Source organism: Pseudomonas boreofloridensis (assembly GCF_030580795.1).
Classification (GTDB): Bacteria; Pseudomonadota; Gammaproteobacteria; order Pseudomonadales; family Pseudomonadaceae; genus Aquipseudomonas; species Aquipseudomonas boreofloridensis.
In genome coordinates this window covers 23,413-49,303 of record NZ_JAUQOQ010000008.1, presented here as the reverse complement: position 1 = coordinate 49,303, position 25,891 = coordinate 23,413, and the positions used below count along the sequence as shown (strand labels likewise).

Sequence of the window (25,891 nt, the reverse complement as noted above, 5' to 3'; positions counted from 1 at the left end):
CAAGCCACAGCAGAAGCGCAGACCGAGCCGATCCGCGTCCATTCGCCGCTTGCCGCTACACGCTCGAAGCTGCTTTTTTAACACAGTCCGCAGGGCCATTGCATCTGCCTGCCCCTTGACCCGCCGCGTTTGCGGCGCCACCCTGAGCCACTTTTCTTTCGTGCCATCGCGGCCGCCGGTCGCCAAGAGGATTTACCCCATGAGCGTTCGCCTCGGGATTGTCATGGACCCCATCGCGTCCATTTCCTATAAGAAGGACAGTTCGCTGGCCATGCTGCTGGCGGCGCAGGCGCGCGGCTGGAGCCTGTTCTACATGGAGCAGCGCGACCTGTACCAGGGCACCGGGCAGGCGCGCGCGCGCATGCGACCGCTGAAGGTGTTCGCCGATGCCACGCGCTGGTTCGAGCTGGGCGAGGAACAGGACAGCGCGCTGGGCGAGCTGGACGTGATCCTGATGCGCAAGGATCCGCCGTTCGACATGGAGTTCGTCTACAGCACCTACCTGCTGGAGCAGGCCGAGCGCGACGGCGTGTTGATCGTCAACAAGCCGCAGAGCCTGCGCGACTGCAACGAGAAGCTGTTCGCCACGCAGTTCCCGCAGTGCATGGCGCCGACGCTGGTCAGCCGCCGCGCCGACATCCTGCGCGAGTTCGCCGCCACCCACGGCGACGTGATCCTCAAGCCGCTCGACGGCATGGGCGGGGCGTCGGTATTCCGCCACCGCCAGGGTGACCCGAACCTGTCGGTGATCCTGGAAACCCTGACCCAGCACGGTCACCAGCAGATCATGGCGCAGGCCTACCTGCCGCAGATCGTCGATGGCGACAAGCGTATCCTGATGATCGACGGCGAGCCGGTGCCCTACTGCCTGGCGCGCATCCCGGCCAGCGGCGAAACCCGCGGCAACCTGGCCGCAGGCGGTCGCGGCGAAGCCCGCCCGCTGACCGAGCGCGACCGCTGGATCGCCGCCCAGGTCGGTCCGACCCTGCGCGAAAAAGGCTTGCTGTTCGTGGGCCTGGACGTGATCGGCGACTCGCTTACCGAAATCAACGTCACCAGCCCGACCTGCATCCGCGAAATCGACGCGGCCTACAACACCGACATCGGCGGCCAACTGATGGACGCCATCGAGCGCCAGCTGAGCGCTCAGCGCTAAGCTGGCGCTCAGCGGCAAGCGGTAAGCTACAAGCGGCAAGAAAAAGCGCGATCCAGCGCCGAACCGCCTCTACTTGCCGCTTGAAACTTGAAGCTTGAAGCTGCTTCTCTGGGACACAAGATGACATCGCCCGCCGATATTCCCGCCGACCTGCTGCCACCGCGCGTACGCCCGGTGGATCGGCTTGGCTTTACCTTGTTCCTGGCGGCGTTGGTACACCTGGCGTTGATCCTCGGCGTGAGCTTCAACGTCATCAAGCCCGCCGAAATTCGCCAGACCATGGACATCACCCTGGCCACCTTCAAGAGCGAGAAAGCGCCCGAGAAGGCCGACTTCCAGGCACAGGACAACCAGCAAGGCAGCGGCACACTGGACAAGAAGGCGGTGCCCACCACCACCGAGGTGGCGCCGTTCCAGGACAGCAAGGTCAACAAAATCACCCCGCCGCCGGCCGCCCGCGCGGAAACGCCGCCGCCCCCGGCCAAAACCGCAGTGACCACCAAGGCGAGCAAGCCGCAGAAGGCCGAGACCGCGCCCAAGGAGAGCAAGCCGCAGCCTAAACCGGCGCAGGCGGCGCCGACCTTCGACAGCTCGCAGCTGTCGAGCCAGATCGCCAGCCTGGAAGCCGAGCTGTCCAACGAGCAGCAGTTGTACGCCAAGCGGCCGCGCATCCATCGCCTGAACGCCGCCTCGACCATGCGCGACAAAGGCGCCTGGTACAAAGAGGAATGGCGCAAGAAAGTCGAGCGCATCGGCAACCTCAACTACCCGGAGGAAGCCCGCCGTCAGCAGCTCTACGGCAGCCTGCGCCTGCTGGTGTCGATCAACCGCGATGGCTCGCTGTACGAGGTGCTGGTGCTCGAATCGTCCGGCCAGAAGCTGCTCGACCAGGCCGCCCAGCGCATCGTGCGCCTGGCTGCACCGTTCGCACCGTTCACCGGCGACCTGGCCGAGTACGACCGCCTGGAGATCATCCGCACCTGGCGCTTCGCCCGTGGCGACCGGCTGTCGAGCAACTGACCGGTACGGACACCGCACGGCCAGCTTGTCAGCCTCGCCACCTGACGCCACACTACCCCTCATGAAAACCCTCGCCCCCAGCTACCTCAAGCACCAGTTCCTGATCGCCATGCCGCACATGGCCGATCCGAACTTTGCCCAGACCCTCACCTACATCGTCGAGCACAATGCCAACGGTGCCATGGGGCTGGTGGTCAACCGCCCGCAGGATCTGTACCTGGCCGACATCCTCGAGCAACTGCGCCCGGACGAGGAGCCCGCACCCAGCACCCTGCAGATCCCCATCTACCAGGGCGGCCCGGTGCAGACCGACCGCGGCTTCGTGCTGCACAGCCCGGAATGCAGCTACCAGGCCACCGTCGAGCTGCAAGGTGTGTCGCTGTCCACCTCACAGGACGTGCTGTTCGCCATCGCCGAAGGCGTCGGGCCGAAACAGAGCCTGATCACCCTGGGCTACGCCGGCTGGGAAGCCGGACAGCTGGAGGCAGAGCTGGCCGACAACGCCTGGCTCAACTGCCCGTTCGACGCCAACATCCTGTTCGGCATGGCCTGCGAACAACGCCTGCAAGCGGCCGCGCAAAGCCTGGGCATCAACCTCGCCCTGCTGACCAGCCAGGCAGGACACGCCTGATGGCCGAGCTGCGCCTGCTGCTGGGCTTCGACTACGGCACCCGCCAGATCGGCGTCGCCGTCGGCCAGGTCATCACCGGTCAGGCCCGCGAGCTGTGCACGCTCAAGGCGCAGAACGGCGTGCCGGACTGGAACCAGGTGGAAAAGCTGATCAAGGAATGGAAACCCGATGCCATCGTCGTTGGCCTGCCGCTGAACATGGACGGCACGCCGAGCGAAATGAGCGAGCGTGCGGAGAAATTCGCCCGCCGCCTCAACGGGCGCTACAACCTGCCGGTACACACCCACGACGAGCGCCTGACCACCTTCGAAGCCAAGGGCGAGCAAATGGCCCGCGGCGGGCCACGTGGCAGCTACCGCGACAACCCGGTCGACGCCATCGCCGCGGCACTGCTGCTGCAAGGCTGGCTGGAGGCCAATACCTGACCATCCGCTTTGCCGCCGGCCCTGCTGGCGCCCCAAGGAGCACGCAATGAGCCTACCCGATCCCGCCGCACTGATCCGGCAGATGGCCGTCGACCTTCGCGCCCACCTGGCGCGCCGCGCCATCGCCGAGCCCCGCTTCATCGGTATCCGCACCGGTGGCGTGTGGGTTGCCCAGGCCCTGCAAGAGGCACTCGACGACCACAGCCCGCTGGGCACCCTCGACGTGTCGTTCTACCGCGACGATTTCAGCCAGAACGGCCTGCACCCGCAAGTGCGCCCCTCCGAGCTGCCGTTCGAGATCGAAGGCCAGCACCTGGTGCTGGTCGATGACGTGCTGATGAGCGGTCGCACCATCCGCGCGGCGCTCAACGAGCTGTTCGACTACGGCCGCCCGGCCAGCGTGACCCTGGTGTGCCTGCTCGACCTGGACGCCGGCGAGTTGCCGATCCGTCCCAACGTACTGGGCGCGACGCTGTCCCTGGCAGCCCATGAGCGGGTAAAATTGACCGGTCCCGCGCCGCTCGCGCTCGAGCGCCAGGACCTCGCCTCCGCATCCGCCCTTTAAGAGTCCCCCGCGATGACGCCATTCGACGCCAAGCGCCCGCTGCAGCTCAACGACCAGGGCCAGCTACGCCATTTCCTCTCGCTCGACGGTTTGCCCCGCGAACTGCTCACCGAAATCCTCGACACCGCCGACTCCTTCCTCGAAGTCGGCGCCCGCGCCGTGAAGAAAGTCCCGCTGCTGCGCGGCAAGACCGTGTGCAACGTGTTCTTCGAGAACTCCACACGGACCCGCACCACCTTCGAACTGGCCGCCCAGCGCCTGTCGGCCGACGTCATCAGCCTGAACGTGTCCACCTCGTCCACCAGCAAGGGCGAAACCCTGTTCGACACCCTGCGCAACCTCGAAGCCATGGCCGCCGACATGTTCGTCGTGCGCCATTCGGACTCCGGCGCCGCGCACTTCATCGCCGAGCACGTCTGCCCGGAGGTGGCCGTGATCAACGGTGGTGACGGCCGCCATGCGCACCCCACCCAGGGCATGCTCGACATGCTCACCATCCGTCGCCACAAAGGCAGCTTCGAGAACCTGTCGGTGGCCATCGTCGGCGACATCCTGCATTCGCGCGTGGCCCGCTCCGACATGCTCGCGCTCAAGGCCCTGGGTTGCCCGGACATCCGCGTGATCGGGCCGAAGACCCTGATCCCGATCGGTATCGAGCAGTACGGGGTGAAGGTCTACACCGACCTGGCCGAGGGGCTCAAGGACGTCGACGTGGTGATCATGCTGCGCCTGCAACGCGAACGCATGGCCGGCGGCCTGCTGCCCAGCGAAGGCGAGTTCTACCGCCTGTTCGGCCTGACCACCGCGCGCCTGGCCAAGGCCAAGCCGGACGCCATCGTGATGCACCCAGGCCCGATCAACCGCGGCGTGGAAATCGAATCGGCGGTGGCCGACGGCAAGCATTCGGTGATCCTCAACCAGGTCACCTACGGCATCGCCGTACGCATGGCCGTGCTGTCGATGGCCATGAGCGGCCAGAACGCGCAACGTCAACTCGACCAGGAGAACGCCCTGTGACCATCAGCATCATCGGCGCACGGGTCATCGATCCCAGCAGCGGCCTGGACCAGGTCAGCGACCTGCACCTCGAAGGCGGGCGGATCGTCGCCATCGGCGCAGCCCCGGCCGGCTTCAGCCCCCGCCGCACGCTCCAGGCCGAGGGCCTGGTGGCCGCGCCCGGCCTGGTCGACCTCGACGTCGCCCTGCGCGAGCCAGGCTTCAGCCGCAAGGGCAACATCGCCAGCGAAACCCGCGCGGCGGTGGCCGGCGGCGTCACCAGCCTGTGCTGCCCACCGCAGACCAAACCCGTGCTCGACACCTCGGCAGTGGCCGAACTGATCCTCGACCGCGCCCGTGACGCGGGCAACAGCAAGGTCTACCCGATCGGCGCACTCACCAAAGGCCTGGACGGCGAGCAACTGGCCGAACTGGTGGCCTTGCGCGACACCGGCTGCGTGGCCTTCGGCAACGGCCTCAAGGAAATCCCCAACAACCGCACCCTGGCCCGGGCCCTTGAGTATGCCGCCACCTTCGACCTGACCGTGGTGTTCCATTCCCAGGACCGCGACCTGTCGGCCGGCGGCCTGGCCCACGAAGGCGCCATGGCGAGCTTCCTCGGCCTGCCAGGCATTCCCGAAAGCGCCGAGACCGTGGCCCTGGCGCGTAACCTGCTGCTGGTCGAGCAGAGCGGCGTACGCGCGCACTTCACCCAGATCACCAGCGCCCGTGGCGCGCGCCTGATCGCCCAGGCCCAGCAGTTGGGGCTGCCGGTCACCGCCGATGTGGCGCTGTACCAGTTGATCCTCACCGACGACGCCCTGCGCGACTTCTCCAGCCTCTACCACGTGCAACCACCGCTGCGCACCGCCGCCGACCGCGATGGCCTGCGCGAAGCGGTGAAGTCCGGGGTGATCCAGGCCATTTCCAGCCATCACCAGCCCCATGAGCGTGATGCCAAGCTGGCGCCGTTCGGCGCTACTGAACCGGGCATCAGCAGCGTCGAACTGCTGCTGCCGCTGGCCATGACCCTGGTGGAAGACGGCCTGCTCGACCTGCCGACCCTGCTGGCGCGCCTGTCCAGCGGCCCGGCCCAGGCCCTGCGCCTGCCAGCCGGCGAGCTGAAGGTGAGTGCCGCCGCCGACCTGGTGCTGTTCGACCCCAACGCCTCGACGGTCGCCGGCGAACACTGGTTCTCGCGGGGCGAGAACTGCCCGTTCATCGGCCACTGCCTGCCGGGCGCGGTACGCTACACCCTGGTCGACGGGCGGGTGTGCCACGAGGCCTGAGCCCGCCCGGTCGCAGTTGAATCGCGGCGATTCAACCGTGAGCAGGCCCGCCCGCCTGCTCCGGCCAGGTACGACCATTCATCCGCACCGGTTGAAATTCTTCCCCCCACCCCCATATGAGTCTGCAACAGGCATTTTCGCCCCGCTGCGTGGAGACTCTCTCTTGACCACCATCGTTTCAGTCCGCCGTAACGGCAAAGTCGTCATGGGCGGCGACGGCCAGGTATCCCTGGGCAACACCGTGATGAAAGGCAACGCCAAGAAAGTCCGGCGCCTGTACAACGGCGAGGTCATCGCAGGCTTTGCCGGCGCTACCGCCGACGCCTTCACCCTGTTCGAGCGCTTCGAGTCGCAGCTGCAGAAGCATTCCGGCCATCTGGTGCGCGCTGCCGTCGAGCTGGCCAAGGAATGGCGTACCGACCGCACCTTGAGCCGCCTGGAGGCCATGCTGGCCGTGGCCAACAAGGACGCCTCGCTGATCATCACCGGCAACGGCGACGTGGTCGAACCCGAAGACGGCCTGATCGCCATGGGTTCCGGCGGCGCCTACGCCCAGGCCGCTGCACGCGCCCTGCTGAACAAAACCGACCTCTCGGCCCGCGAAATCGCCGAGACCGCGTTGAACATCGCCGGCGACATCTGCGTGTTCACCAACCACAACCTGACCATCGAGGAGCAGGACCTGGCCGAGTGATCAGCTGTTCTGGTGTCCCGCGCGCTGCGGGACTTTTTCCCACGCTGATCCACTCCATCCGAGGCCCCAATTCATCATGTCCATGACCCCCCGCGAGATCGTCCACGAACTCAACCGCCACATCATCGGCCAGGACGACGCCAAGCGCGCCGTGGCCATCGCCCTGCGCAACCGCTGGCGGCGCATGCAACTGCCGCTGGAACTGCGCGCCGAAGTCACGCCCAAGAACATCCTCATGATCGGCCCCACGGGCGTGGGCAAGACCGAAATCGCCCGGCGCCTGGCCAAGCTGGCCAATGCGCCGTTCATCAAGGTCGAAGCGACCAAGTTCACCGAAGTGGGCTATGTCGGCCGTGACGTCGAGTCGATCATCCGCGACCTGGCCGATGCGGCCCTGAAAATGCTGCGCGAGCAGGAAATCGTCCGCGTGCGCCACCGCGCCGAAGACGCCGCCGAAGACCGCATCCTCGACGCCCTGCTGCCGCAGGCTCGGGTCAGCAGCTTCAGCGAGGAAGCCCAGCAGTCGAGCAGCGACTCCAACACCCGCCAACTGTTCCGCAAGCGCCTGCGCCAGGGCGAGTTGGACGACAAGGAAATCGACATCGAGGTCGCCGACGCGGTGGGCGTGGAAATCGCCGCGCCGCCCGGCATGGAAGAGATGACCAACCAGTTGCAGAGCCTGTTCGCCAACATGGGCAAGGGCAAGCGCAAGAGCCGCAAGCTCAAGGTCAAGGAAGCGCTGAAGATGGTCCGTGACGAGGAAGCCAGCCGCCTGGTCAACGAGGAAGAGCTCAAGGCCAAGGCCCTGGAAGCGGTGGAGCAGCATGGCATCGTGTTCATCGACGAGATCGACAAGGTGGCCAAGCGCGGCAACGTCGGCGGCGCCGATGTGTCCCGCGAAGGCGTGCAACGCGACCTGCTGCCGCTGATCGAGGGCTGCACCGTGAACACCAAGCTGGGCATGGTCAAGACCGACCACATCCTGTTCATCGCCTCCGGCGCCTTCCACCTGAGCAAGCCGAGCGACCTGGTGCCTGAGCTGCAGGGCCGTCTGCCGATCCGCGTCGAACTCAAGGCCCTGACCCCGCAGGACTTCGAGCGCATCCTCACCGAGCCGCATGCATCGTTGACCGAGCAATACCGCGAGTTGCTCAAGACCGAAGGCCTGAACATCGCCTTCGCCGAAGACGGCATCAAGCGCCTGGCCGAGATCGCCTACCAGGTCAACGAAAAGACCGAAAACATCGGCGCCCGCCGCCTGCACACGCTGCTCGAACGCCTGCTCGAAGAGCTGTCGTTCAGCGCCGGCGACCTGGCCAGCGGCCACGACGAAACCCCGGTCAACATCGACGCCACCTACGTCAACGGCCACCTGGGCGAACTGGCACAGAACGAAGACCTCTCCCGTTACATCCTTTAAGCTTCAAGCGATAAGCTGCAAGCGACAAGCTCATGTGTGTCGCTTGCAGCAGCGCTTTTCTTCAGATACATCCGCGATAGCTTGAATCTCACCTCTTGTAGCTTGTAGCTTGCAGCTTGTAGCTTAAAAAAGAGATGTGTCATGGCCCGCCTACCTACCGCCATCAACCTGCACAAAGCCTCGAAAACCCTTTCGCTTACGTACTCGCCTGGCGAGGTCTATCACCTGCCTGCCGAGTTTCTGCGCGTGCACTCGCCTTCGGCCGAGGTGCAGGGGCACGGCAATCCCATCCTGCAGTTCGGCAAGATCGACGTCGGGCTCAGTGGCCTGGAGCCTGCCGGGCAGTACGCGCTCAAGCTCACCTTCGATGACGGCCACGACAGCGGGCTGTTCACTTGGGAGTACCTGGAACAACTGTGCTTGCGCCAGACGCAGTTGTGGGCCGAGTACCTCGACGAACTGCACAAGGCCGGCAAATCGCGTGATCCGGCCGTGTCTGCGGTCAAGCTGATGCTCTAGGTCAAGGCTCGACATCGTTGGAACGCACTTTCTAACCAACTCTGCTTGAATGCCCTATGGACAGCCAATGACTGGCCTGTCTTGCGCATTACATGAAACTCGGGTAACCAAGGGGTCTGGCAAGTTTCAGCACCTGCTCGTCATCACTGGTCACCCGAGTGGGGGTACCGGGCGGTCGCCTGCGAGCCCGCCACAGGCAGTCGGTATTCGTCTCGAGACAACGGAGCGTCTAGATGAGTAACAAGAACAACGATGAACTGCAGAAGCAGGCCTCGGAAAGCACGCTGGGGCTCAATCCGGTCATTGGCATCCGCCGCAAGGACCTGCTCAGCTCGGCGCGCACCGTGTTGCGCCAGGCCGTGCGCCAACCGCTGCACAGCGCCAAGCACGTCGCCCATTTCGCACTGGAACTGAAGAACGTGGTGCTGGGCAATTCGCAGTTGCTACCGGCCAGCGACGACCGCCGCTTCAGCGACCCGACCTGGAGCCAGAACCCACTGTACCGCCGCTACCTGCAGACCTACCTGGCCTGGCGCAAGGAGCTCAACGACTGGATCGCCGACAGCGACCTGTCGCCCCAGGACATCAGCCGAGGCCAGTTCGTCATCAACCTGATGACCGAGGCCATGGCGCCCACCAACACCTTGGCCAACCCGCAGGCCGTCAAGCGCTTCTTCGAGACCGGCGGCAAGAGCCTGCTCGACGGTATGGCCAACCTGGCCAAGGACATGGTCAACAATGGCGGCATGCCCAGCCAGGTGAACATGGCGGCCTTCGAAGTGGGGCGCAACATCGCCACCAGCGAGGGCGCGGTGGTGTTTCGCAACGACGTGCTGGAGCTGATCCAGTACCGGCCGATCACCGAGCAGGTGCACAGCCGCCCGCTTTTAGTGGTGCCCCCGCAGATCAACAAGTTCTACGTGTTCGACCTCAGCCCGGAGAAGAGCCTGGCGCGTTTCTGCCTACGCTCCAACCAGCAGACCTTCATCATCAGTTGGCGCAACCCGACCAAGGCCCAGCGCGAGTGGGGGCTGTCCACCTACATCGAAGCACTCAAGGAAGCGGTCGACGCGGTGCTGGCGATCACCGGCAGCAAGGACTTGAACATGCTCGGCGCCTGCTCCGGCGGCATCACCTGCACCGCATTGCTGGGCCACTACGCGGCACTGGGCGAAACCAAGGTGAAGGGGCTGACGCTGCTGGTGAGCGTGCTCGACACCACGGTCGATACCCAGGTGGCGCTGTTCGTCGATGAAACCACGCTGGAGGCGGCCAAGCGCCATTCCTACCAGGCCGGGGTGCTCGAAGGCAGCGACATGGCCAAGGTCTTCGCCTGGATGCGCCCCAACGACCTGATCTGGAACTATTGGGTCAACAATTACCTGCTGGGCAACGAGCCACCGGTGTTCGACATCCTGTTCTGGAACAACGACACCACGCGCCTGCCCGCCGCCTTCCATGGCGACCTGATCGAGATGTTCAAGAACAACCCGCTGACCCGCCCCGGCGGCCTGGAGGTCTGTGGCACCGCCATCGACCTCAAGCAGGTGCAGTGCGACATCTACGCCGTTGCCGGCACCGCCGACCACATCACCCCGTGGCAGTCGTGCTACCGCTCGGCGCACCTGTTCGGCGGCCACATCGAGTTCGTGCTGTCCAACAGCGGCCACATCCAGAGCATCCTCAATCCCCCGGGCAACCCCAAGGCACGCTTCCAGACCGGCGAAGACCGTCCCGACGACCCGCTGGCCTGGCAGGAGAATGCCATCAAGCATGCCGATTCCTGGTGGCTGCATTGGCAGAAATGGCTGGGCGAGCGCGCCGGCGATCTCAAGAAAGCGCCTACACGCCTGGGCAATCGTGCCTACAGCCCGGGGGAGGCCGCCCCCGGCACCTACGTTCACGAGCGTTGAGCTCCGCCGCGCTCCCGCCCTTGGCAGGACACGGCGTTTCATCCACCTCAGAGTCAGGCGCATGTCGCAACCCTACGTGTTCAGGACCGTCGAGCTGGACGACCAGTCGATCCGCACCGCGGTCCGCCCCGGCAAGCCGCACCTCACGCCGTTGCTGATCTTCAACGGCATCGGCGCCAACCTGGAGCTGGTGTTCCCGTTCATCGAGGCGCTGGACCCGGACCTGGAAGTGATCGCCTTCGACGTGCCCGGTGTCGGTGGCTCCTCGACGCCACGCCATCCCTACCGCTTCCCCGGCCTGGCCAAGCTCACCGCGCGCATGCTCGACTACCTGGACTACGGCCAGGTCAATGTCATCGGGGTGTCCTGGGGCGGCGCGCTGGCCCAGCAGTTCGCCCACGACTATCCCGAACGCTGCCGCAAGCTGGTGCTGGCCGCCACCGCCGCCGGCGCCTTCATGGTGCCCGGCAAGCCCAAGGTCCTGTGGATGATGGCCAGCCCCCGGCGCTACGTGCAGCCTTCCCATGTGATCCGCATCGCGCCGATGATCTACGGCGGGGCCTTCCGCCGCGACCCGGACCTGGCGTTGCACCATGCCTCGAAGGTGCGCTCCGGCGGCAAGACCGGCTACTACTGGCAACTGTTCGCGGGGCTTGGCTGGACCAGCATCCACTGGCTGCACAAGATCCATCAGCCCACCCTGGTGCTGGCCGGTGACGACGACCCCCTGATTCCGTTGATCAACATGCGCCTGCTGGCCTGGCGCATTCCCAACGCCCAATTGCACGTCATCGATGACGGCCACCTGTTCCTGATCACCCGGGCCGAAGCGGTGGCGCCGATCATCATGAAATTCCTCCAGCAGGAACGCCAGCGCGCGGTCATGCACCCACGGCCGGCAGCGCCGGGCAACGGCAAGCGCTAGATGGCCATCAAGACCCGCGAACGCATCCTCGCCTGCGCCCTGGACCTGTTCAACCAGCACGGCGAGCCGAACGTCTCGACCCTGCAGATCGCCACCGAACTGGGCATCAGCCCCGGCAACCTGTACTACCACTTCCACGGCAAGGAGCCGTTGGTGCTGGGCCTGCTGGAACGCTTCGAAGACGAGCTGATGCCGCTGCTCGAACCGCCGCTGGACGCGCGACTGCAGGCCGAGGACTACGGCCTGTTCCTGCACCTGATCGTCGAGCACATGGCGCGCTACCGCTTCCTGTTCCAGGACTTGTCCAACCTGGCGGGCCGCTTGCCCAAGCTGGCGCGCGGCATGCGCCGCCTGATCGACGCACTCAAGCGCACGCTGGCGGCGCTGCTGGCCAGCCTCCAGGCCCAGGGGCTGGTGCTCAGCGACACCCAGGCACTGGGGCTGCTGGTGGAGCAGATCACCCTGACGTTGCTGTTTTCGCTGGATTATCAACGGGTGCTGGGGCACCTGGGCGAGGAAGCCGTGGTGGTGTACCAGGCAATGATGCTGGTGGCGCCGCACCTGGCGGAGCCGGCACGGAGCGCGGTGCAGCGCTTGGCGGGGAAGTACCTGCCCAGATGAGCCCGGCGCCAGGCGACCACGCGGACATCGCGGTCGCCTGGGCGGACGATCAGGCCTGGGTCGAGGAGCTGGACGCGGCGGACGTGTCGCTGCTGGAGGCCGACGCGGCGGTTGGGGTCGCTGTCGACTTGGCCGGTGCCTTTTTCGCAGCAGGCTTCCTGGCAGCGGCTGGCTTGGCGGCGGGTTTAGCGGCGGGCTTGGCAGCCGCTTTGCTGGCCGCCGGTTTCTGCGCAGCCGCTTTGCTCGCCGGCTTGGCCGCTGGGGTTTTCGCCGCAGGTTTGGCCGCCGCCTTGGTCAGCGGCTTGGCCGCGCTCTTGCTAACCGTCGCCTTGGAGGCCGAAGCGGTCGAGGTGCCCGTCAGCTTCTCGATCTGCTGGGTGAGGTGCTCGACCTGCTGGTGCAGGGCCTTGATCTCATTGCGGCTCGGCACGCCAAGACGCGAGATCGCGCCGTTGAGGCGCTTGTCGAAGGCTTCTTCGAGTTCGCCCCACTTGCCCAAGGCACGGTCCTTGACGTCCGATACGCGCGAGGTCGTAGCCGACTTGGCCGCGCCAGCCTCTTTCTTGGCCTGTTTCTCGGCCTTCTCGCCATCCTTGACCAGCGAATCGAACAGCTTGGCGCCGTCCTGGTCGATCTTCGAGTAGATCCCCAGGCCCGCCAGCCAGATCTTGCGCGAGTACTTCTCGACCCCGCCGATCCACGAACTGCCTGCTTTCTCGGTGTTTTTCTTGCCAGCCATCCTGCTCTCCTCATGGTATGCGCGACAGGCTCGAGCAACCCGGTGAGCTGTTCGAGCGTGATGGACACTGCATCAACGTCAGGTGTAGACGCTAAGCCGACGCGATTCAAGGCGCAGAACGCTTGCGCGCCGAAGTCTGCTCACACTGTAGAAGTAGAAATTAGAATGCTCACCCTATAGCGCATCGGCTTGGCGGGCAGGCCAGGCGCTCACACCAGGCTCTTGTCCAACGCCCGCTCGATCTCGCCCTTGATGGTCCCGCTCATCATCGACAGCATCATGCCCAGCTTCAGATCGACGCGGATGCTGTCCTCGCCGATGTGCACACTGCCCTTGGCGCCGCTGCGCGCCACATCGACGCGGTCGCCGTCCCAGGTGGCTTTCAGGTCGTACTCGCGCGACAGTCGCTCGACCAGGGCCTCGGCCTTGGCGCGGGCGGCCTCGCGGCCGAGGGAATGTTTGCGTTCGACGCTGATCTGAGTCATGCGGGGTATCCAGGCAATGAAGACATAATCGGCATTATGCCCGCGCCCGCCAGAGGGTACACCCCGCCAAGACAAATCCGCCCGTTCACCCTAGAATGGCGGTACTTTTTCCCGGTGAAGCGATATGAACGACCAGCGCAAAGGCGACTCCGCCGAACCCACCACTCATTTCGGCTATCAGGACGTGCCTGCAAGCCAGAAAGCCAAGAAGGTCGCCGAGGTCTTCCACTCCGTGGCCGCCAAATACGACCTGATGAACGACGTGCTCTCCGGCGGCATGCACCGCCTGTGGAAGCGCTTCACCATCGAGCTGTCCGGCGTACGCCCCGGCAATCGCGTGCTCGACATCGCCGGCGGCACGGGCGACCTGGCCGCCAAGTTCTCGCGCCTGGTCGGCCCCACCGGCCAGGTGGTGCTGGCCGACATCAACGAATCGATGCTCAAGGTCGGTCGCGACCGCCTGCTCGACCGTGGCGTGGCCGGCAACATCGAGTTCGTCCAGGCCGACGCCGAGAAGCTGCCCTTCCCCGACAACCACTTCGACTGCGTGACCATCGCCTTCGGCCTGCGCAACGTCACCCACAAGGACGACGCCATCCGCTCGATGCTGCGCGTGCTCAAGCCGGGCGGTCGCCTGCTGGTGCTGGAGTTCTCCAAGCCCACCAACAAGCTCATGTCCAAGGCCTACGACGCCTATTCGTTCGCCTTCATGCCGCTGGCCGGCAAGCTGATCACCAACGACTCGGAAAGCTACCGCTACCTGGCCGAATCGATCCGCATGCACCCCGACCAGGAAACCCTCAAGAGCATGATGGTCGCCGCCGGCTTCGACCGCGTCACCTACCACAACATGACCAGCGGCATCGTCGCCGTGCACCGCGGGATCAAGCCCTGATGCTCATGGCCGGCCTGCTCGCCAGCGTCGAGCACGGGCTCAACCGCGTGCTGCGCCTGGACAGCACGGCGCTGCCGCGCCTGGGCGCGCTCGAAGGCAAGGTGATCGCCATCGACTGTCGCCAGCCGGCCCTGCAACTGTTCATCCTGCCTGACGAGCAAGGCCTGATGCTGGCCGCGCATTGGGAAGGCGACGTGCACTGCACCTTGCGCGCCCCCGCCGCCAGCCTCGCCCACTTGGCGCTGGCCAAGGACAAGACTGCCGTGCTGCACAGCCCGCAGGTGCAACTGCATGGCGACAGCGCCGTGCTGCTGGACCTGGTCGGTGTGCTCCAGGACCTGGAACTGGACTGGGAGTACGAGCTGGCGCGCTGGCTGGGCCCGGTGCCCACCGCGCTGCTCGCAGGTCATGTGCGCCAGCGCGCGCAGTGGACCCGCCAGGGTTTGGCGCGCTTCGGCCAGAACCTGTCCGAGTACCTGGCCGAGGAATCGCGCACCCTGGTCGGCCAGCGCGAAGCCGAGGCCGCGTTCAGCGAGCTCGACGCGCTGAAAGTCGACATCGAACGTCTCGAGGCGCGTATCCGCCGCCTTTCCCTCCCCCCTGATTCCAGCGATAACGCATGAAGCTGCTCGCCGTCCGCCGTCTGTTGCGCATCCAGCGCGTCGTGATCCGCTACCGCCTCGATGACCTGCTGTTCGACCTGCCCCTGCCCTGGTGGCTGCTGAGCCTGCGCCTGCTGCTGCCCTGGCGCTGGCTGCCGCGCAAGCGCAGCGCGCTCAGCCGTGGTGCGCGGGTGCGCCTGGCCTTGCAGGATCTCGGCCCGATCTTCATCAAGTTCGGCCAACTGCTGTCCACCCGCCGCGATCTGCTGCCGGCCGACGTCGCCGATGAGCTGATGCTGCTGCAGGACCGCGTGCCGCCGTTCGACCCGCAGCAGGCCGTGGCGCTGATCGAAGCGCAACTGGGGGCCAAGGTCGGTGAAGTGTTCAGCCGCTTCGACGTCGAGCCGCTGGCGTCCGCCTCGGTGGCCCAGGTGCATGCCGCACGCCTCAAGAGTGGTGAGGAAGTGGTGGTCAAGGTAGTGCGCCCCGGCCTGAAGCCGATCATCGCCCAGGACCTGGCGTGGCTGTTCCTGATCGCCAAGGGCGCCGAACGGCTTTCGGCCGACGCGCGCCGCCTGCACCCGGTGGAGGTGGTCGGCGATTACGAGAAGACCATCTACGACGAGCTCGACCTGCTGCGCGAGGCGGCCAACGCCAGCCAACTGCGGCGCAACTTCGAAGGCTCCGAGCTGATGTACGTGCCGCAGGTCTACTGGGACTTCTGCCGCCCGAAAGTGCTGGTGATGGAGCGCATCTACGGCGTGCCGGTGACCGACATGGCCACCCTCGCCGACCAGCGCACCGACATGAAGGCGCTGGCCGAGCGCGGTGTCGAGGTATTCTTCACCCAGGTGTTCCGCGACAGCTTCTTCCACGCCGACATGCACCCGGGCAACATCTTCGTCAGCACGGTCAAGCCCTGGAGCCCGCAGTACATCGCCATCGACTGCGGCATCGTCGGCAGCCTCACCGATGAGGACCAGGACTACTTGGCGCGTAACCTGATCGCCTTCTTCAAGCGCGATTACCGCCGCGTGGCACAGTTGCACATCGACTCGGGCTGGGTGCCAGCCACGACCAAGGTCAACGAGTTCGAGGCGGCGATTCGTACCGTATGCGAGCCGATCTTCGAAAAACCGTTAAAGGATATTTCCTTCGGCCAGGTGCTGATGCGCCTGTTCCAGACCGCACGGCGCTTCAACATGGAAGTGCAGCCGCAACTGGTGTTGCTGCAAAAAACCCTGCTCAACATCGAAGGCCTGGGCCGCCAGTTGTACCCGGAGCTGGACCTGTGGAGCACTGCCAAACCGTACCTGGAACGCTGGATGCGCGAGCGCATGAGCCCCAAGGCGGTGCTGGGCAACCTCTACAGCCAGGCCGAGCAACTGCCGCACCTGGCCGACATGACCCGCGATGTGCTCGAACGCCTGTCGCAGCCGCACCTGCACAATGCGCATCTGCCCGAGCGCCAAGCGCCCGCTGACCGCTGGGCACTGCGCCTGCTCGGTGCCGGTCTGCTGACCGGCGGCGCGACCCTCGCCGCTGGCGCTGCCAGCCTCAGCGCACCCGCCGCCTGGCCGGCCTGGCTGATGCTCGCCGCTGGGCTGTACCTGATCGTGCGCCGATAGCCAGCCGCGCGGCTGGCTGGCACACTAGCGGCAATCGGCCCGGTACGGGAGCGGGCCTGAGTTGGAGTCGACGATGAAAGACTGGCTGGACGAGATCAAGTGGAACAGCGATGGCCTGGTACCGGCGATCGCCCAGGACCACAAGACCGGGCGCGTACTGATGATGGCCTGGATGAACCGTGAATCGCTCGCCCTCACCGTCGCCGAGCATCGCGCCATCTACTGGTCGCGCTCGCGTGGCAAGCTGTGGCGCAAGGGCGAAGAGTCCGGCCATGTGCAGACGCTGCATGAGCTGCGCCTGGACTGCGATGCCGACGTGGTCATCCTGATGGTCGAGCAACTGGGCCATATCGCCTGCCATACCGGCCGCGAAAGCTGCTTCTATCGCGTCTTCGAAGACGGCCAATGGAAATCCGTCGATCCGGTGCTCAAAGACCCGGACGCCATCTACCACGCAGGGCACTGAACATGAGCGACACCCTTGACCGCCTCGCCGAGGTGCTGGAACAGCGCAAGCAGGCGGCACCCGACAGCTCCTACGTGGCCAGCCTGTACCACAAGGGCTTGAACAAGATTCTGGAGAAGCTCGGCGAGGAATCGATCGAGACCATCATCGCTGCCAAGGACGCTGCCGTGAGCAACGATTGCAGCGATGTCATCTACGAGACCGCAGACCTGTGGTTCCATAGCCTGGTGATGCTCAGCGCACTGGGCCAGCATCCGCAAGCGGTGCTGGACGAACTGGACCGCCGCTTCGGGCTGTCCGGGCACGACGAGAAAGCCGCGCGCCAACCGTCGGCCTGACGTTCACCGCCCCCCCGCAGCGTCGCTTGGCCGACACACATTTTCAGGAGTACGAACATGGGTATTTTTGACTGGAAACACTGGATCGTCCTGCTGGTCGTGGTGGTGCTGGTGTTCGGCACCAAGAAGCTGAAGAACTTTGGCAGCGACCTGGGCGAATCGATCAAGGGCTTTCGCAAGGCCATGAACGAGGAGGAGCACAAGCCGGCCGAGCCGACACCTCCACCCGTTCAGCCCGTGCAACCGACCGTCCAGCCCACCCAGCAGCCGCACAGCACCGCGCCGCTGACCACGCCACACACCCTCGAGGGCCAGGCTCAGCCGGTCCAAGAGCCGCAGCGCAAAGACTGACCCATGTTCGGTATCAGCTTCAGCGAGCTGTTGCTCGTCGGCCTGGTCGCCCTGCTGGTGCTCGGCCCCGAGCGCCTGCCGGGTGCCGCGCGCACCGCAGGCCTGTGGATCGGGCGGCTCAAGCGCAGCTTCAACAGCATCAAGATGGAGGTCGAGCGCGAGATCGGTGCCGACGACATCCGCCGTCAGTTGCACAACGAGCACATCCTGCGCATGGAAGAAGAAGCCAAGCGCATTCTCGACCCGTACAAGGCACCGGCGGCGCCCACCGTGGACACGCCGCCGACCGGCATCCCACCGGTCGTCCCGACCGATGCCCCCGCCGCGCCAGCGGTGCCCACCCACCCTGAGCCGCCGCAGCCCCCCAAAGCCCCATGAGCCAGATCCCGGACCACGACCAGCCGATGCCGCTGGTTTCGCACCTGACCGAACTGCGCACGCGCCTGCTGCGCTGCGTCGCGGTCATCTTCCTGATCTTCGCCGGGCTGTTCTCCTTCGCCCAGCAGATCTACACCCTGGTCTCGGCGCCGCTGCGCGAACATTTGCCGGCCAACGCGACGATGATCGCCACCGACGTGGCCTCGCCGTTCCTCACGCCGTTCAAGCTGACCATGATCGTCTCGCTGTTCCTGGCCATTCCGTTCATCCTCCAGCAAATCTGGGGTTTCATCGCGCCTGGGCTGTATCGCCATGAAAAGCGCATCGCCATCCCGCTGCTGATCTCCAGCATCATCCTGTTCTACGCCGGCATGGCCTTCGCTTACTTCCTGGTGTTCCCGCTGATCTTCGGCTTCTTCGCCAGCGCCACCCCCGAAGGCGTGTCGATGATGACCGACATTGCCAGCTACCTCGATTTCGTTATGACCCTGTTCTTCGCCTTCGGCGTGGCCTTCGAAATCCCGGTGGCGGTGGTGCTGCTGGTGTGGATCGGCGTGGTCGACGTGAAGTACCTGAAGAAAATCCGCCCCTATGTGATCATCGGCTGCTTCGTGGTCGGCATGATCCTCACCCCGCCGGACATCTTCTCCCAGACCTTGCTGGCCGTGCCCATGTGGCTGCTGTTCGAGATCGGCGTGCTGTGCGGCGGCCTGATCCGCAAGCGCGGCCAAGAGGCGGACGAGGCGGCGAACGATTCCGACGACCAGCCGCCTGCGACCCAACCGTGAACCTGCTGCTGCTCGAGGAGGCCGACTTCGTCGCGGCCGACCGTGTGGTGCTGGCCGACCGGCGCTTCACCCACATGCAGGACATCCACCGCGTCGCGGTGGGTGACCGCCTGCGCGTCGGTCGCATCGGCGGCCTCATGGGCCAGGCCGAAGTGCTCAGCCTGGCCGCTCACCAGGCCGAGTTGCGCGTCAGCTTCGATCAGCCGCCACCGGCCAAACTGCCGTTGACCCTGGTGCTGGCGGTGCCCCGGCCGAAAATGCTGCGGCGTCTGTTCCAGACCATCGCCACCCTCGGCGTGCCTCGGCTGATCCTGGTCAACAGCTACAAGGTCGAGAAAAGCTTCTGGCAGACTCCCTTCCTGCACCCCGATAGCATCCGCGAGAACCTGATCCTGGGTCTGGAACAGGCCCGCGACACGGTGCTGCCGGAGGTGATCATCGAAAAGCGCTTCAAGCCCTTCGTCGAAGACCGCCTGCCAGCCATCGCCGCCGACACCCTGGGCTTGGTGGGGCATCCGGGACCGTACCCAGCCTGCCCGCGGGCGGTGGACAGGCCGGTGACGCTGGCCATCGGCCCCGAGGGCGGCTGGATTCCCTATGAAGTGGACCTGTTGGCCGAAGCCGGACTGGCACCGGTGCAACTCGGCGAGCGCATCCTGCGCGTGGAAACCGCCGTTACCGCGCTACTATCGCGAATTTTCTGACCGATCGATCAGAAATAAAGAGTCAAGTTTCTCCCCCACTGGCCGATGGGCTAGACAATGCCCATAACAAATCCAGGCATCGCCGCGTGTCCAGGGGGAGGACGTCATGTTCGCAAAGGTTGCCCAATCACTGGGAAACATCAGTGTCAGCCGCAAGCTTGCGGTCGGTTTCGGTCTGGTGCTGTTGCTGACACTGGCCATCGCTGCCACCGGCTGGCGAGGCATGGACAGCATCACCAGCCGCGGCGACAAGCTCGGCAACATCTCGGTCATTCTGGCCAACGCCCAGGACCTGCGTATCGCCCGCCAGCGCTTCGAGCGTGAGCGCGACGAGGCATCGGCAGGCCAACTGCAGCAGGCCATCGACCAGCTCGCCGCGCAGGTCGAGAAAATGACCGGACAAATCGAGCAGCCTGAGGACCACCAGCGCCTGGAGCAGCAGCGCAAGGCGCTGGAAGCGTACCGCCAGGCCCTGGCCGACCTGACCCAGGCCGAACAGCGCCGCCAGGCTGCCCGCGGGGTGCTCGGCGACAGCGCCGACAAAGCCGCCGCACTCATTGCCCAGGTCCAGCAGCGTCTGCTGCAAGGCGGCGATATCAATCAGTACCAGTCCATCGTGCAGGCCAGCACGCTGCTGCAGCAGGCGCGCTTCCAGGTGCGCGGCTACACCTACAGCGGCAAGGCGGAATTCCAGCAAACCGCCCTGCAGGCCATCGACCAGTCGGTGACGGTGCTCAAGGCCCTGCCCACCCAGGTTCCGGCTGAATACGCCAGCAGCCTCGACGATGCGGCGACGGCCATGGCCGCCTACCGTGATGCCGTCGAGCAGGTCGGGGTCGCGCAGGACGCCGCCAATCAGGCCTTGCAGCGCATGGTCAGCCAGGACCGGCTGATCAACGACCTGGGCCAGCAGATGACCGCCTCGCAAACCCAGGTGCGCGACAGCGGCGCCCGCCAGGCCAAGACCTTGCTCGGCGGTGCCACTGCCCTGGCGCTACTGTTGGGCATGCTCGCTGCGCTGGCCATCACCCGGCAGATCGTCGCGCCGTTGCGCCAGACCCTCTCGACGGCGCAACGCGTGGCCAGTGGCGACCTCAGCCTGGATGCACCGGTGCAGCGCCGCGACGAACTCGGCCAGTTGCAGGCCAGCATGCAGCGCATGACCCAGAGCCTGCGCGAGCTGATCGGCGGCATCGGTGACGGTGTCACGCAGATCGCCAGCGCCGCCGAGGAGCTCTCGGCGGTCACCGAGCAGACCAGTGCGGGGGTCAACAATCAGAAGGTGGAGACCGACCAGGTGGCCACCGCCATGAACGAGATGACCGCCACCGTGCAGGACGTGGCGCGCAATGCCGAGCAGGCCTCGGAAGCGGCGCTGATGGCTGACCAGCAAGCCCGCGAGGGCGATCGAGTGGTCGCCGAGGCCATCGCCCAGATCGAGCGCCTGGCCGCCGAGGTGGGGCACTCCAGCGAGGCCATGACCCAGTTGCGCGGCGAAAGCGACAAGATCGGCAGCGTGCTGGACGTGATCAAGGCCGTGGCCCAGCAGACCAACTTGCTGGCGCTCAACGCCGCCATCGAAGCGGCCCGCGCCGGGGAAGCCGGTCGCGGGTTCGCCGTGGTCGCCGACGAGGTCCGCAGTCTGGCCCAGCGCACCCAGCAGTCCACCGAAGAAATCGAAGAGTTGATCGCCAGGCTGCAGAGCGGCACCCAGCGGGCGTCCAGCGTCATGGACGGCAGCCGTGCACTCACCGACAGCAGCGTCGAACTGACCCGTCGCGCGGGCAGTTCACTGGCGACCATCACCCGCACCGTGTCGTCGATCCAGTCGATGAACCAACAGATCGCCACGGCCGCCGAGCAGCAGAGCGCGGTGGCCGAAGAGATCAACCGCAGCGTGATGAACGTGCGCGACATTTCCGACCAGACCTCGGCGGCCAGCGAAGAAACCGCCAGTTCCAGCGTCGAGTTGGCACGCCTGGGCACCCATTTGCAGAGCCTGGTCGCGCGCTTCCGCTTGTGAAGCGCCGCACCCACGGAATCTTCACTCTCATGTAGAGGACGTTTCCCACAGCATTTACAGGTCGAGTCCCACGAGGTCCGTGCCGATGAGCAGAAGAGCCATACTGGCAACTTACCAGCATGGCCTTTCTCTCAATTGGACGGAGACTCGCCATGTTCGGACCCTTCACTCGCCGCCTGGACAACCTCAGTGTCCGGCTCAAGCTCACCCTCGGTTTCGCCGTGGTCCTGCTACTCACCCTCGCCACCACGGTCACCGGTTGGCGGGCCCTGGACGGCGCCATCAACCGCTCGCAGCAGCTCAGCGAGATCGTGCGCATCAACGACCTGACCAAGGACCTGCGCGCTGAGCGCATCACCTATCGCGTGCTTTCCGATGACGCCAGCAAGGCCCGCATCGAGCAGATTCTCGAACAGTTGCAGGGCATGCTCACCCTGCTCCAACAGCGCAGCAGCGTCGAAGACTCACGCCAATTGCTCACCGAAAGCCTGCAACAGTTGCAGCGCCTGCGGCAGAACTTCAGCGAGCTGCTGGGGGTGGTGCTCAACCGCGCCGAGTTGCGCAGCACCATGCAGGCCCGGGTGCGCACCCTGGCTGAAGCCATCGACGAGGTGCAGACCCAGGCCCTGCTCAAGCTGCCGGCCGACGGTCAGCAGAACGGGCTGCTCGGGGTCATGGATACGCTCACCCGCCAGGTCGACAGCGCCGAGCAGCAGAGCCTGGTCCCGGCCTATACCTTTTCGCCGGTGGAAGACTTCGCCAAGGTCGGCGACCAGGCGCTGGACGCCGCGCAGGTCAGCTTGGAACAGATGCTCACGGCATTGGCGCCCCTGGGCCTGCCGGCCGATCTGATGGGACGGCCCAAGCTGGCCCTGGCGCAGTACCGGGCCAGCCTGGAGCAGTACCGCCAGGTGGCGATCCGTGCAGAGCGCCTGCAGAACAGCATGGAGAGCATCGGTAACCAACTGCGCGCGACCAGCGTGACCTTGGCCGAGCACAAGGTCGAGCAGCGTGACCGCGAGGCCCTGGCCGCCCACTCGCTGCTCACCAGCGTCGCGTTGCTGGCATTGTTGGTGGGCGTGCTGGCGGCCTGGCTGATCACCCGGCAGATCACCCTGCCCTTGCGCCAGACCCTGGCCCAGGCCGCGCGCATCGCCCGTGGCGACCTCAGCCTGGTGCACAGCGTGGCGCGTCGCGACGAGATGGGCCAGTTGCAGACCAGCATGCAGGAGATGACCCTGAGCCTGCGCCAGTTGATCGGCGGCATCGACCAGAGCGTGGGCCATCTGTCACAGGCGGCCACGCAACTGGCCGGTGCCAGCGCCGACACCCTGGAGCGCATCACCCAGCAGCGCGAGGAAACCGACCAGGTGGCCACGGCGATGAACCAGATGAGCGCCACGGTACAGGAGGTGGCACAGAACGCCGAGCATGCCTCGCTGGCCGCCACCGACGCCGACCACCAGGCGCAGATGGGCGACCAGGTGGTGGGCGAGGCCATCGCCCGCATCGAGCAGTTGGCGATGCAGATGGACCGCTGCCTGAGTTCGATGCAGCACCTGGCCGGGGAAAGCCAGCGCATCGGCAGCATTCTCGATGTGATCAAGTCGGTGTCCGAGCAGACCAACCTGCTGGCGCTCAACGCCGCCATCGAAGCGGCGCGCGCCGGTGAAGCCGGACGCGGTTTCGCCGTGGTCGCCGACGAAGTGCGCGGCCTGGCCCAGCGCACGCAGCAGTCCACCGAGGAAATCGAGCACCTGATCGAAAGCCTGCACCAAGGCACCGACGAAGTGACCTCGTTGCTCGACAGCAGCCGCACCCTCACCGAGCAGAGCGTCGAACTCAGCCGCCGCGCAGGCGACGCACTGAGCCAGATCACCCGCACGGTGTCGAACATCCAGGGCATGAATCAGCAGATCGCCACCGCCAGCGAACAGCAGAGCGTGGTGGCCGAACAGATCAACCGCAGCGTGATCAGCGTACGCGAGGCGTCCGACCACACCAGCACTGCCAGCGAGCAGACCGCCAGCTCCAGCGGCGAACTGGAGCAGTTGGGGCAACAGCTAAGGGGAATGGTCGGGCGCTTCAGCTTGTAGCCGTGCCAAACGATCACCTGATACAGGGACCGCTCTGCGGTCCAATCGCGATGCAAGCCAACTGTCTTTCACCTACCACCGACCCGCGGTCTTGCTCAACTTCTTGGGGGCTGCGGGATCTCGTGGGAGCGGCCTTGCGTCGCGATTGGACCGCGTAGCGGTCCCAGGTTTTCAGCTTCCCCTCTGCCATTGCCGGGACCGCTTTGCGGTCCAATCGCGACCCAAGGCCGCTCCCACAAAAGCCGCGCTGGATTCTGGAAATCATGCGCTGCAGATGAACAACATACGCATGATCACCCGGTGTCGCCTACGGTCCCCAGGAGGTGACGCAAGCGCAATCTCGGTGGGAGCGGCCTTGCGTCGCGATTGGACCGCGTAGCGGTCCCCGCTTTCCAGCTCTGCCGCCGCAATTGGCATCCCCGCTCACAGCACCTGGCGCAGGAACGCCTGGGCGCGCGGATCGGTGGGTGCGGCGAAGAACGCGGCCGGTGCCGCATCCTCCAGCAACTTGCCATGGTCGAAGAACAGCACGCGGTCGGCCACTTCACGGGCGAAGCCCATTTCGTGGGTGACGCAGACCATGGTCATGCCTTCCTGGGCCAGGGTCTTCATCACGTCCAGGACCTCGCCGACCATTTCCGGGTCCAGCGCCGAGGTGGGCTCGTCGAACAGCATGACCTTGGGGTCCATCGCCAGCGCACGGGCGATGGCCACCCGCTGCTGCTGGCCACCGGAGAGGCGCGAGGGGTATTCGTTGGCTTTCTCAGCGATGCCCACCTTTAGCAGCAATGCCCGCGCCTTGGCCTCGCGCTCGGCCTTGCTGCGCTTGCGCACCACTTTCTGTGCCAGGCACAGGTTCTCCAGCACGGTCATGTGCGGGAACAGGTTGAAGTGCTGGAACACCATGCCCACTTCGCGGCGGTAGGCGTTGATGTCGGTCTTGGGGTCTTCCAGGCGCAAGCCGTCAATGGCCACATGGCCCTGGTCGAAATGCTCCAGGCCGTTCAGGCAGCGCAGGAACGTCGACTTGCCCGAGCCCGACGGGCCCAGCACCACCACCACTTCGCCCTTGGCCACCTGCGTGCTCACCTGGTCCACCGCACGCACCACCTGTCCCCGGGTGTCGAAGACTTTCAGCAGGTCACGAACTTCAATCACTTTGCGCAAGCCTCCGCTCGAGCCGGCTGGCGATGTGCGACAGCGGCAGGTTGATCAGCAGGTACAGGCCCGCCACGCAGAACCAGATTTCGAAAGTCGAGAAGGACGTGGTAATAGCCTCGCGACCGCTCTTGGTCAGCTCGGTGATGGCGATCACCGACACCAGCGAGGTGTCCTTGACCAGGCTGATGAACTGACCGGCCAGCGGCGGCAGCACACGCTTGAAGGCCTGGGGCAGGATCACGTGGCGCATCGACTGCCCGGCATTGAGGCCCAGCGAGCGCGCCGCCTCGTTCTGCCCCTTGGCGATCGACTGCACGCCCGCGCGCACGATTTCGGCCACGTAGGCGCCGGTGAACAGCGCCAGCGCCGCCACCCCGGCAAACTCCCGGGACAGGTTGAGCACGGTGCCGATGAAGAAGTAGAAGATGAAGATCTGCACCAGCAGCGGCGTGCCGCGCACCAGTTCGACGTACACCGTGGACAGGTCGCGCAGGGTCGGGTTGTTCGACAACCGGCACAGCCCGGCGAACAGGCCGATCAGCAGACCGAAGGCGCCGGACAGCACGGAAATCCACAAGGTGGTCCACAACCCCCAGGCCAGCGGTCCGGCCGTCCAGTGGCGGGTCACGCCGACTGCATCGCCCTCGGAGACGTCATCGCCACGGCTCAGTTGCAGGCTGTCCTTGGCCACGTCCAGCACCTGCGTGTCGCCGTCCTCGCCCTTGAGGGTCACGCGCGCCTGATCGCCGGAGACCACGATCTCTTCGACGCTGCCGTAGCTGGCCGCACGTTGCACGTCTTCGGCCTGGAAGGCGAAGTATTGAGGGACGCGGTTCCAGCGCCACTCATAGGAAATCATCGACGTGGCCAGGTACAGGCTGCACGCCAGCCCCACCAGCACCAGCGCGGTGAGCGCGTGCCAGGGCCACTGGGGTTTGTTGTGTTTGATCACGGGGGTACTCCGCACAGCGCCGCGCGGCAAGCCACACGCGGTCCGCTACGAGCAGACGCGCACCGTCATCAGGTGTCGCGCGTTCTCGTAGCGGGCCGCGTGTCGCTTGCC

28 protein-coding genes and 1 pseudogene are annotated in these 25,891 nt (G+C 65.7%); 25 read left to right on the top strand and 4 right to left on the bottom strand.

From position 1 onward, the window contains the following. Positions 1 to 199: 199 nt before the first annotated feature. The 13 genes from gshB (at position 200) to Q6A47_RS11855 (ending at position 12,174) form a co-directional block, all read left to right on the top strand. Positions 200 to 1,156, top strand: coding sequence for a glutathione synthase (gene gshB, locus Q6A47_RS11915; RefSeq protein WP_029614260.1), 957 nt, complete (start codon positions 200 to 202; stop codon positions 1,154 to 1,156). A 120-nt stretch (positions 1,157 to 1,276) separates the two neighbouring features. Then, positions 1,277 to 2,176, top strand: a complete 900-nt coding sequence (locus Q6A47_RS11910; RefSeq protein WP_304484413.1) for an energy transducer TonB — start codon at positions 1,277 to 1,279, stop codon at positions 2,174 to 2,176. A 61-nt stretch (positions 2,177 to 2,237) separates the two neighbouring features. Beyond that, on the top strand, positions 2,238 to 2,807 hold the full coding sequence (locus Q6A47_RS11905; RefSeq protein WP_039582746.1) for a YqgE/AlgH family protein: 570 nt from the start codon (positions 2,238 to 2,240) through the stop codon (positions 2,805 to 2,807). Beyond that, complete coding sequence (gene ruvX / locus Q6A47_RS11900) at positions 2,807 to 3,232, top strand: Holliday junction resolvase RuvX (RefSeq protein ID WP_116887414.1); 426 nt, start codon at positions 2,807 to 2,809, stop codon at positions 3,230 to 3,232. The genes Q6A47_RS11905 and ruvX overlap by 1 nt, the downstream gene beginning before the upstream one ends. A gap of 46 nt (positions 3,233 to 3,278) precedes the next feature. Then, on the top strand, positions 3,279 to 3,797 hold the full coding sequence (gene pyrR, locus Q6A47_RS11895) for a bifunctional pyr operon transcriptional regulator/uracil phosphoribosyltransferase PyrR (RefSeq protein ID WP_039582744.1): 519 nt from the start codon (positions 3,279 to 3,281) through the stop codon (positions 3,795 to 3,797). A 12-nt stretch (positions 3,798 to 3,809) separates the two neighbouring features. Next, the gene (locus tag Q6A47_RS11890; RefSeq protein WP_029614263.1) at positions 3,810 to 4,814 is read left to right on the top strand and encodes an aspartate carbamoyltransferase catalytic subunit; all 1,005 of its coding nucleotides are present in this window, start codon (positions 3,810 to 3,812) and stop codon (positions 4,812 to 4,814) included. Continuing rightward, on the top strand, positions 4,811 to 6,082 hold the full coding sequence (locus Q6A47_RS11885; RefSeq protein WP_304484412.1) for a dihydroorotase: 1,272 nt from the start codon (positions 4,811 to 4,813) through the stop codon (positions 6,080 to 6,082). Before Q6A47_RS11890 ends, Q6A47_RS11885 begins: the two co-directional genes overlap by 4 nt. Before the next feature lie 163 nt (positions 6,083 to 6,245). Continuing rightward, complete coding sequence (gene hslV / locus Q6A47_RS11880; RefSeq protein WP_039582739.1) at positions 6,246 to 6,776, top strand: ATP-dependent protease subunit HslV; 531 nt, start codon at positions 6,246 to 6,248, stop codon at positions 6,774 to 6,776. Between the two features lie 76 nt (positions 6,777 to 6,852). Beyond that, positions 6,853 to 8,196: an ATP-dependent protease ATPase subunit HslU gene (hslU, locus tag Q6A47_RS11875; protein WP_039582738.1), complete on the top strand. Its 1,344-nt coding sequence runs from the start codon at positions 6,853 to 6,855 to the stop codon at positions 8,194 to 8,196. 141 nt (positions 8,197 to 8,337) lie between these two features. Next, positions 8,338 to 8,715 (top strand): gamma-butyrobetaine hydroxylase family protein, encoded by a 378-nt coding sequence (locus tag Q6A47_RS11870; protein ID WP_295486628.1) that lies wholly within the window; start codon positions 8,338 to 8,340, stop codon positions 8,713 to 8,715. 233 nt (positions 8,716 to 8,948) lie between these two features. Beyond that, a complete protein-coding gene (gene phaC / locus Q6A47_RS11865) occupies positions 8,949 to 10,628 on the top strand; it encodes a class II poly(R)-hydroxyalkanoic acid synthase (protein WP_039582735.1) in 1,680 nt (559 codons plus the stop codon). Between the two features lie 61 nt (positions 10,629 to 10,689). Continuing rightward, entirely contained in the window at positions 10,690 to 11,553 is an 864-nt protein-coding gene (phaZ, locus tag Q6A47_RS11860) for a poly(3-hydroxyalkanoate) depolymerase (RefSeq protein ID WP_029614267.1), read from the top strand. Positions 11,554 to 11,559: 6 nt separating this feature from the next. Then, a complete protein-coding gene (locus tag Q6A47_RS11855; RefSeq protein ID WP_029614268.1) occupies positions 11,560 to 12,174 on the top strand; it encodes a TetR/AcrR family transcriptional regulator in 615 nt (204 codons plus the stop codon). 49 nt (positions 12,175 to 12,223) lie between these two features. Here Q6A47_RS11855 and Q6A47_RS11850 read toward each other — a convergent pair whose 3' ends face one another. Continuing rightward, positions 12,224 to 12,913 (bottom strand): phasin family protein, encoded by a 690-nt coding sequence (locus Q6A47_RS11850; protein ID WP_304484411.1) that lies wholly within the window; start codon positions 12,911 to 12,913, stop codon positions 12,224 to 12,226. Between the two features lie 209 nt (positions 12,914 to 13,122). After that, positions 13,123 to 13,398, bottom strand: a complete 276-nt coding sequence (locus Q6A47_RS11845; protein ID WP_039582732.1) for a polyhydroxyalkanoic acid system family protein — start codon at positions 13,396 to 13,398, stop codon at positions 13,123 to 13,125. 124 nt (positions 13,399 to 13,522) lie between these two features. Here Q6A47_RS11845 and ubiE point away from each other — a divergent pair, with 124 nt between their 5' ends. The 12 genes and pseudogenes from ubiE to Q6A47_RS23190 all read left to right on the top strand — a co-directional run bounded on the left by ubiE (position 13,523) and on the right by Q6A47_RS23190 (position 23,667). Next, positions 13,523 to 14,293 carry a bifunctional demethylmenaquinone methyltransferase/2-methoxy-6-polyprenyl-1,4-benzoquinol methylase UbiE gene (gene ubiE, locus Q6A47_RS11840; RefSeq protein ID WP_304484410.1) on the top strand — a complete coding sequence of 257 codons (771 nt, stop codon included), beginning with the start codon at positions 13,523 to 13,525 and terminating at the stop codon, positions 14,291 to 14,293. Continuing rightward, the gene (locus Q6A47_RS11835) at positions 14,293 to 14,916 is read left to right on the top strand and encodes a ubiquinone biosynthesis accessory factor UbiJ (RefSeq protein WP_304484409.1); all 624 of its coding nucleotides are present in this window, start codon (positions 14,293 to 14,295) and stop codon (positions 14,914 to 14,916) included. The genes ubiE and Q6A47_RS11835 overlap by 1 nt, the downstream gene beginning before the upstream one ends. Then, on the top strand, positions 14,913 to 16,523 hold the full coding sequence (gene ubiB / locus Q6A47_RS11830) for a ubiquinone biosynthesis regulatory protein kinase UbiB (protein WP_295486611.1): 1,611 nt from the start codon (positions 14,913 to 14,915) through the stop codon (positions 16,521 to 16,523). The genes Q6A47_RS11835 and ubiB overlap by 4 nt, the downstream gene beginning before the upstream one ends. A 73-nt stretch (positions 16,524 to 16,596) precedes the next feature. After that, positions 16,597 to 16,989, top strand: a complete 393-nt coding sequence (hisI, locus tag Q6A47_RS11825) for a phosphoribosyl-AMP cyclohydrolase (protein WP_304484408.1) — start codon at positions 16,597 to 16,599, stop codon at positions 16,987 to 16,989. Between the two features lie 2 nt (positions 16,990 to 16,991). Beyond that, on the top strand, positions 16,992 to 17,327 hold the full coding sequence (locus tag Q6A47_RS11820; protein ID WP_029614271.1) for a phosphoribosyl-ATP diphosphatase: 336 nt from the start codon (positions 16,992 to 16,994) through the stop codon (positions 17,325 to 17,327). A gap of 57 nt (positions 17,328 to 17,384) precedes the next feature. Continuing rightward, positions 17,385 to 17,678 (top strand): twin-arginine translocase TatA/TatE family subunit, encoded by a 294-nt coding sequence (locus Q6A47_RS11815; RefSeq protein WP_029614272.1) that lies wholly within the window; start codon positions 17,385 to 17,387, stop codon positions 17,676 to 17,678. A 3-nt stretch (positions 17,679 to 17,681) separates the two neighbouring features. After that, complete coding sequence (gene tatB, locus Q6A47_RS11810; protein WP_304484407.1) at positions 17,682 to 18,056, top strand: Sec-independent protein translocase protein TatB; 375 nt, start codon at positions 17,682 to 17,684, stop codon at positions 18,054 to 18,056. After that, the gene (gene tatC, locus Q6A47_RS11805; protein ID WP_295486600.1) at positions 18,053 to 18,844 is read left to right on the top strand and encodes a twin-arginine translocase subunit TatC; all 792 of its coding nucleotides are present in this window, start codon (positions 18,053 to 18,055) and stop codon (positions 18,842 to 18,844) included. Before tatB ends, tatC begins: the two co-directional genes overlap by 4 nt. Continuing rightward, on the top strand, positions 18,841 to 19,548 hold the full coding sequence (locus tag Q6A47_RS11800) for a 16S rRNA (uracil(1498)-N(3))-methyltransferase (protein WP_029614273.1): 708 nt from the start codon (positions 18,841 to 18,843) through the stop codon (positions 19,546 to 19,548). The genes tatC and Q6A47_RS11800 overlap by 4 nt, the downstream gene beginning before the upstream one ends. A gap of 106 nt (positions 19,549 to 19,654) precedes the next feature. Next, positions 19,655 to 20,716 (top strand): annotated as a pseudogene (locus Q6A47_RS23000) (methyl-accepting chemotaxis protein); the annotation flags it as partial. After that, a complete protein-coding gene (locus Q6A47_RS22995) occupies positions 20,699 to 21,571 on the top strand; it encodes a methyl-accepting chemotaxis protein (RefSeq protein WP_369811488.1) in 873 nt (290 codons plus the stop codon). The pseudogene Q6A47_RS23000 and the gene Q6A47_RS22995, both read left to right, overlap by 18 nt. A gap of 152 nt (positions 21,572 to 21,723) precedes the next feature. Further along, positions 21,724 to 23,667, top strand: a complete 1,944-nt coding sequence (locus tag Q6A47_RS23190) for a methyl-accepting chemotaxis protein (RefSeq protein WP_304484406.1) — start codon at positions 21,724 to 21,726, stop codon at positions 23,665 to 23,667. Between the two features lie 423 nt (positions 23,668 to 24,090). Here Q6A47_RS23190 and Q6A47_RS11785 read toward each other — a convergent pair whose 3' ends face one another. Together Q6A47_RS11785 and Q6A47_RS11780 are read right to left on the bottom strand one after the other, a co-directional pair. Continuing rightward, positions 24,091 to 24,825 carry an amino acid ABC transporter ATP-binding protein gene (locus Q6A47_RS11785; protein ID WP_039582716.1) on the bottom strand — a complete coding sequence of 245 codons (735 nt, stop codon included), beginning with the start codon at positions 24,823 to 24,825 and terminating at the stop codon, positions 24,091 to 24,093. Further along, positions 24,818 to 25,780 (bottom strand): amino acid ABC transporter permease, encoded by a 963-nt coding sequence (locus Q6A47_RS11780; RefSeq protein ID WP_039582714.1) that lies wholly within the window; start codon positions 25,778 to 25,780, stop codon positions 24,818 to 24,820. Before Q6A47_RS11780 ends, Q6A47_RS11785 begins: the two co-directional genes overlap by 8 nt. Positions 25,781 to 25,891 lie beyond the last annotated feature (111 nt).

Bases quoted from the DNA above. Each gene is read 5' to 3' on its own strand.
- gshB (WP_029614260.1), top strand. From the start codon at position 200: ATGAGCGTTCGCCTCGGGATTGTCATGGACCCCATCGCGTCCATTTCC.
- Q6A47_RS11910 (WP_304484413.1), top strand. From the start codon at position 1,277: ATGACATCGCCCGCCGATATTCCCGCCGACCTGCTGCCACCGCGCGTA.
- Q6A47_RS11905 (WP_039582746.1), top strand. From the start codon at position 2,238: ATGAAAACCCTCGCCCCCAGCTACCTCAAGCACCAGTTCCTGATCGCC.
- ruvX (WP_116887414.1), top strand. From the start codon at position 2,807: ATGGCCGAGCTGCGCCTGCTGCTGGGCTTCGACTACGGCACCCGCCAG.
- pyrR (WP_039582744.1), top strand. From the start codon at position 3,279: ATGAGCCTACCCGATCCCGCCGCACTGATCCGGCAGATGGCCGTCGAC.
- Q6A47_RS11890 (WP_029614263.1), top strand. From the start codon at position 3,810: ATGACGCCATTCGACGCCAAGCGCCCGCTGCAGCTCAACGACCAGGGC.
- hslU (WP_039582738.1), top strand. From the start codon at position 6,853: ATGTCCATGACCCCCCGCGAGATCGTCCACGAACTCAACCGCCACATC.
- Q6A47_RS11870 (WP_295486628.1), top strand. From the start codon at position 8,338: ATGGCCCGCCTACCTACCGCCATCAACCTGCACAAAGCCTCGAAAACC.
- phaC (WP_039582735.1), top strand. From the start codon at position 8,949: ATGAGTAACAAGAACAACGATGAACTGCAGAAGCAGGCCTCGGAAAGC.
- phaZ (WP_029614267.1), top strand. From the start codon at position 10,690: ATGTCGCAACCCTACGTGTTCAGGACCGTCGAGCTGGACGACCAGTCG.
- Q6A47_RS11850 (WP_304484411.1), bottom strand. From the start codon at position 12,913: ATGGCTGGCAAGAAAAACACCGAGAAAGCAGGCAGTTCGTGGATCGGC.
- Q6A47_RS11845 (WP_039582732.1), bottom strand. From the start codon at position 13,398: ATGACTCAGATCAGCGTCGAACGCAAACATTCCCTCGGCCGCGAGGCC.
- ubiE (WP_304484410.1), top strand. From the start codon at position 13,523: ATGAACGACCAGCGCAAAGGCGACTCCGCCGAACCCACCACTCATTTC.
- Q6A47_RS11835 (WP_304484409.1), top strand. From the start codon at position 14,293: ATGCTCATGGCCGGCCTGCTCGCCAGCGTCGAGCACGGGCTCAACCGC.
- ubiB (WP_295486611.1), top strand. From the start codon at position 14,913: ATGAAGCTGCTCGCCGTCCGCCGTCTGTTGCGCATCCAGCGCGTCGTG.
- hisI (WP_304484408.1), top strand. From the start codon at position 16,597: ATGAAAGACTGGCTGGACGAGATCAAGTGGAACAGCGATGGCCTGGTA.
- Q6A47_RS11820 (WP_029614271.1), top strand. From the start codon at position 16,992: ATGAGCGACACCCTTGACCGCCTCGCCGAGGTGCTGGAACAGCGCAAG.
- Q6A47_RS11815 (WP_029614272.1), top strand. From the start codon at position 17,385: ATGGGTATTTTTGACTGGAAACACTGGATCGTCCTGCTGGTCGTGGTG.
- tatB (WP_304484407.1), top strand. From the start codon at position 17,682: ATGTTCGGTATCAGCTTCAGCGAGCTGTTGCTCGTCGGCCTGGTCGCC.
- tatC (WP_295486600.1), top strand. From the start codon at position 18,053: ATGAGCCAGATCCCGGACCACGACCAGCCGATGCCGCTGGTTTCGCAC.
- Q6A47_RS22995 (WP_369811488.1), top strand. From the start codon at position 20,699: ATGCAGCGCATGACCCAGAGCCTGCGCGAGCTGATCGGCGGCATCGGT.
- Q6A47_RS23190 (WP_304484406.1), top strand. From the start codon at position 21,724: ATGTTCGGACCCTTCACTCGCCGCCTGGACAACCTCAGTGTCCGGCTC.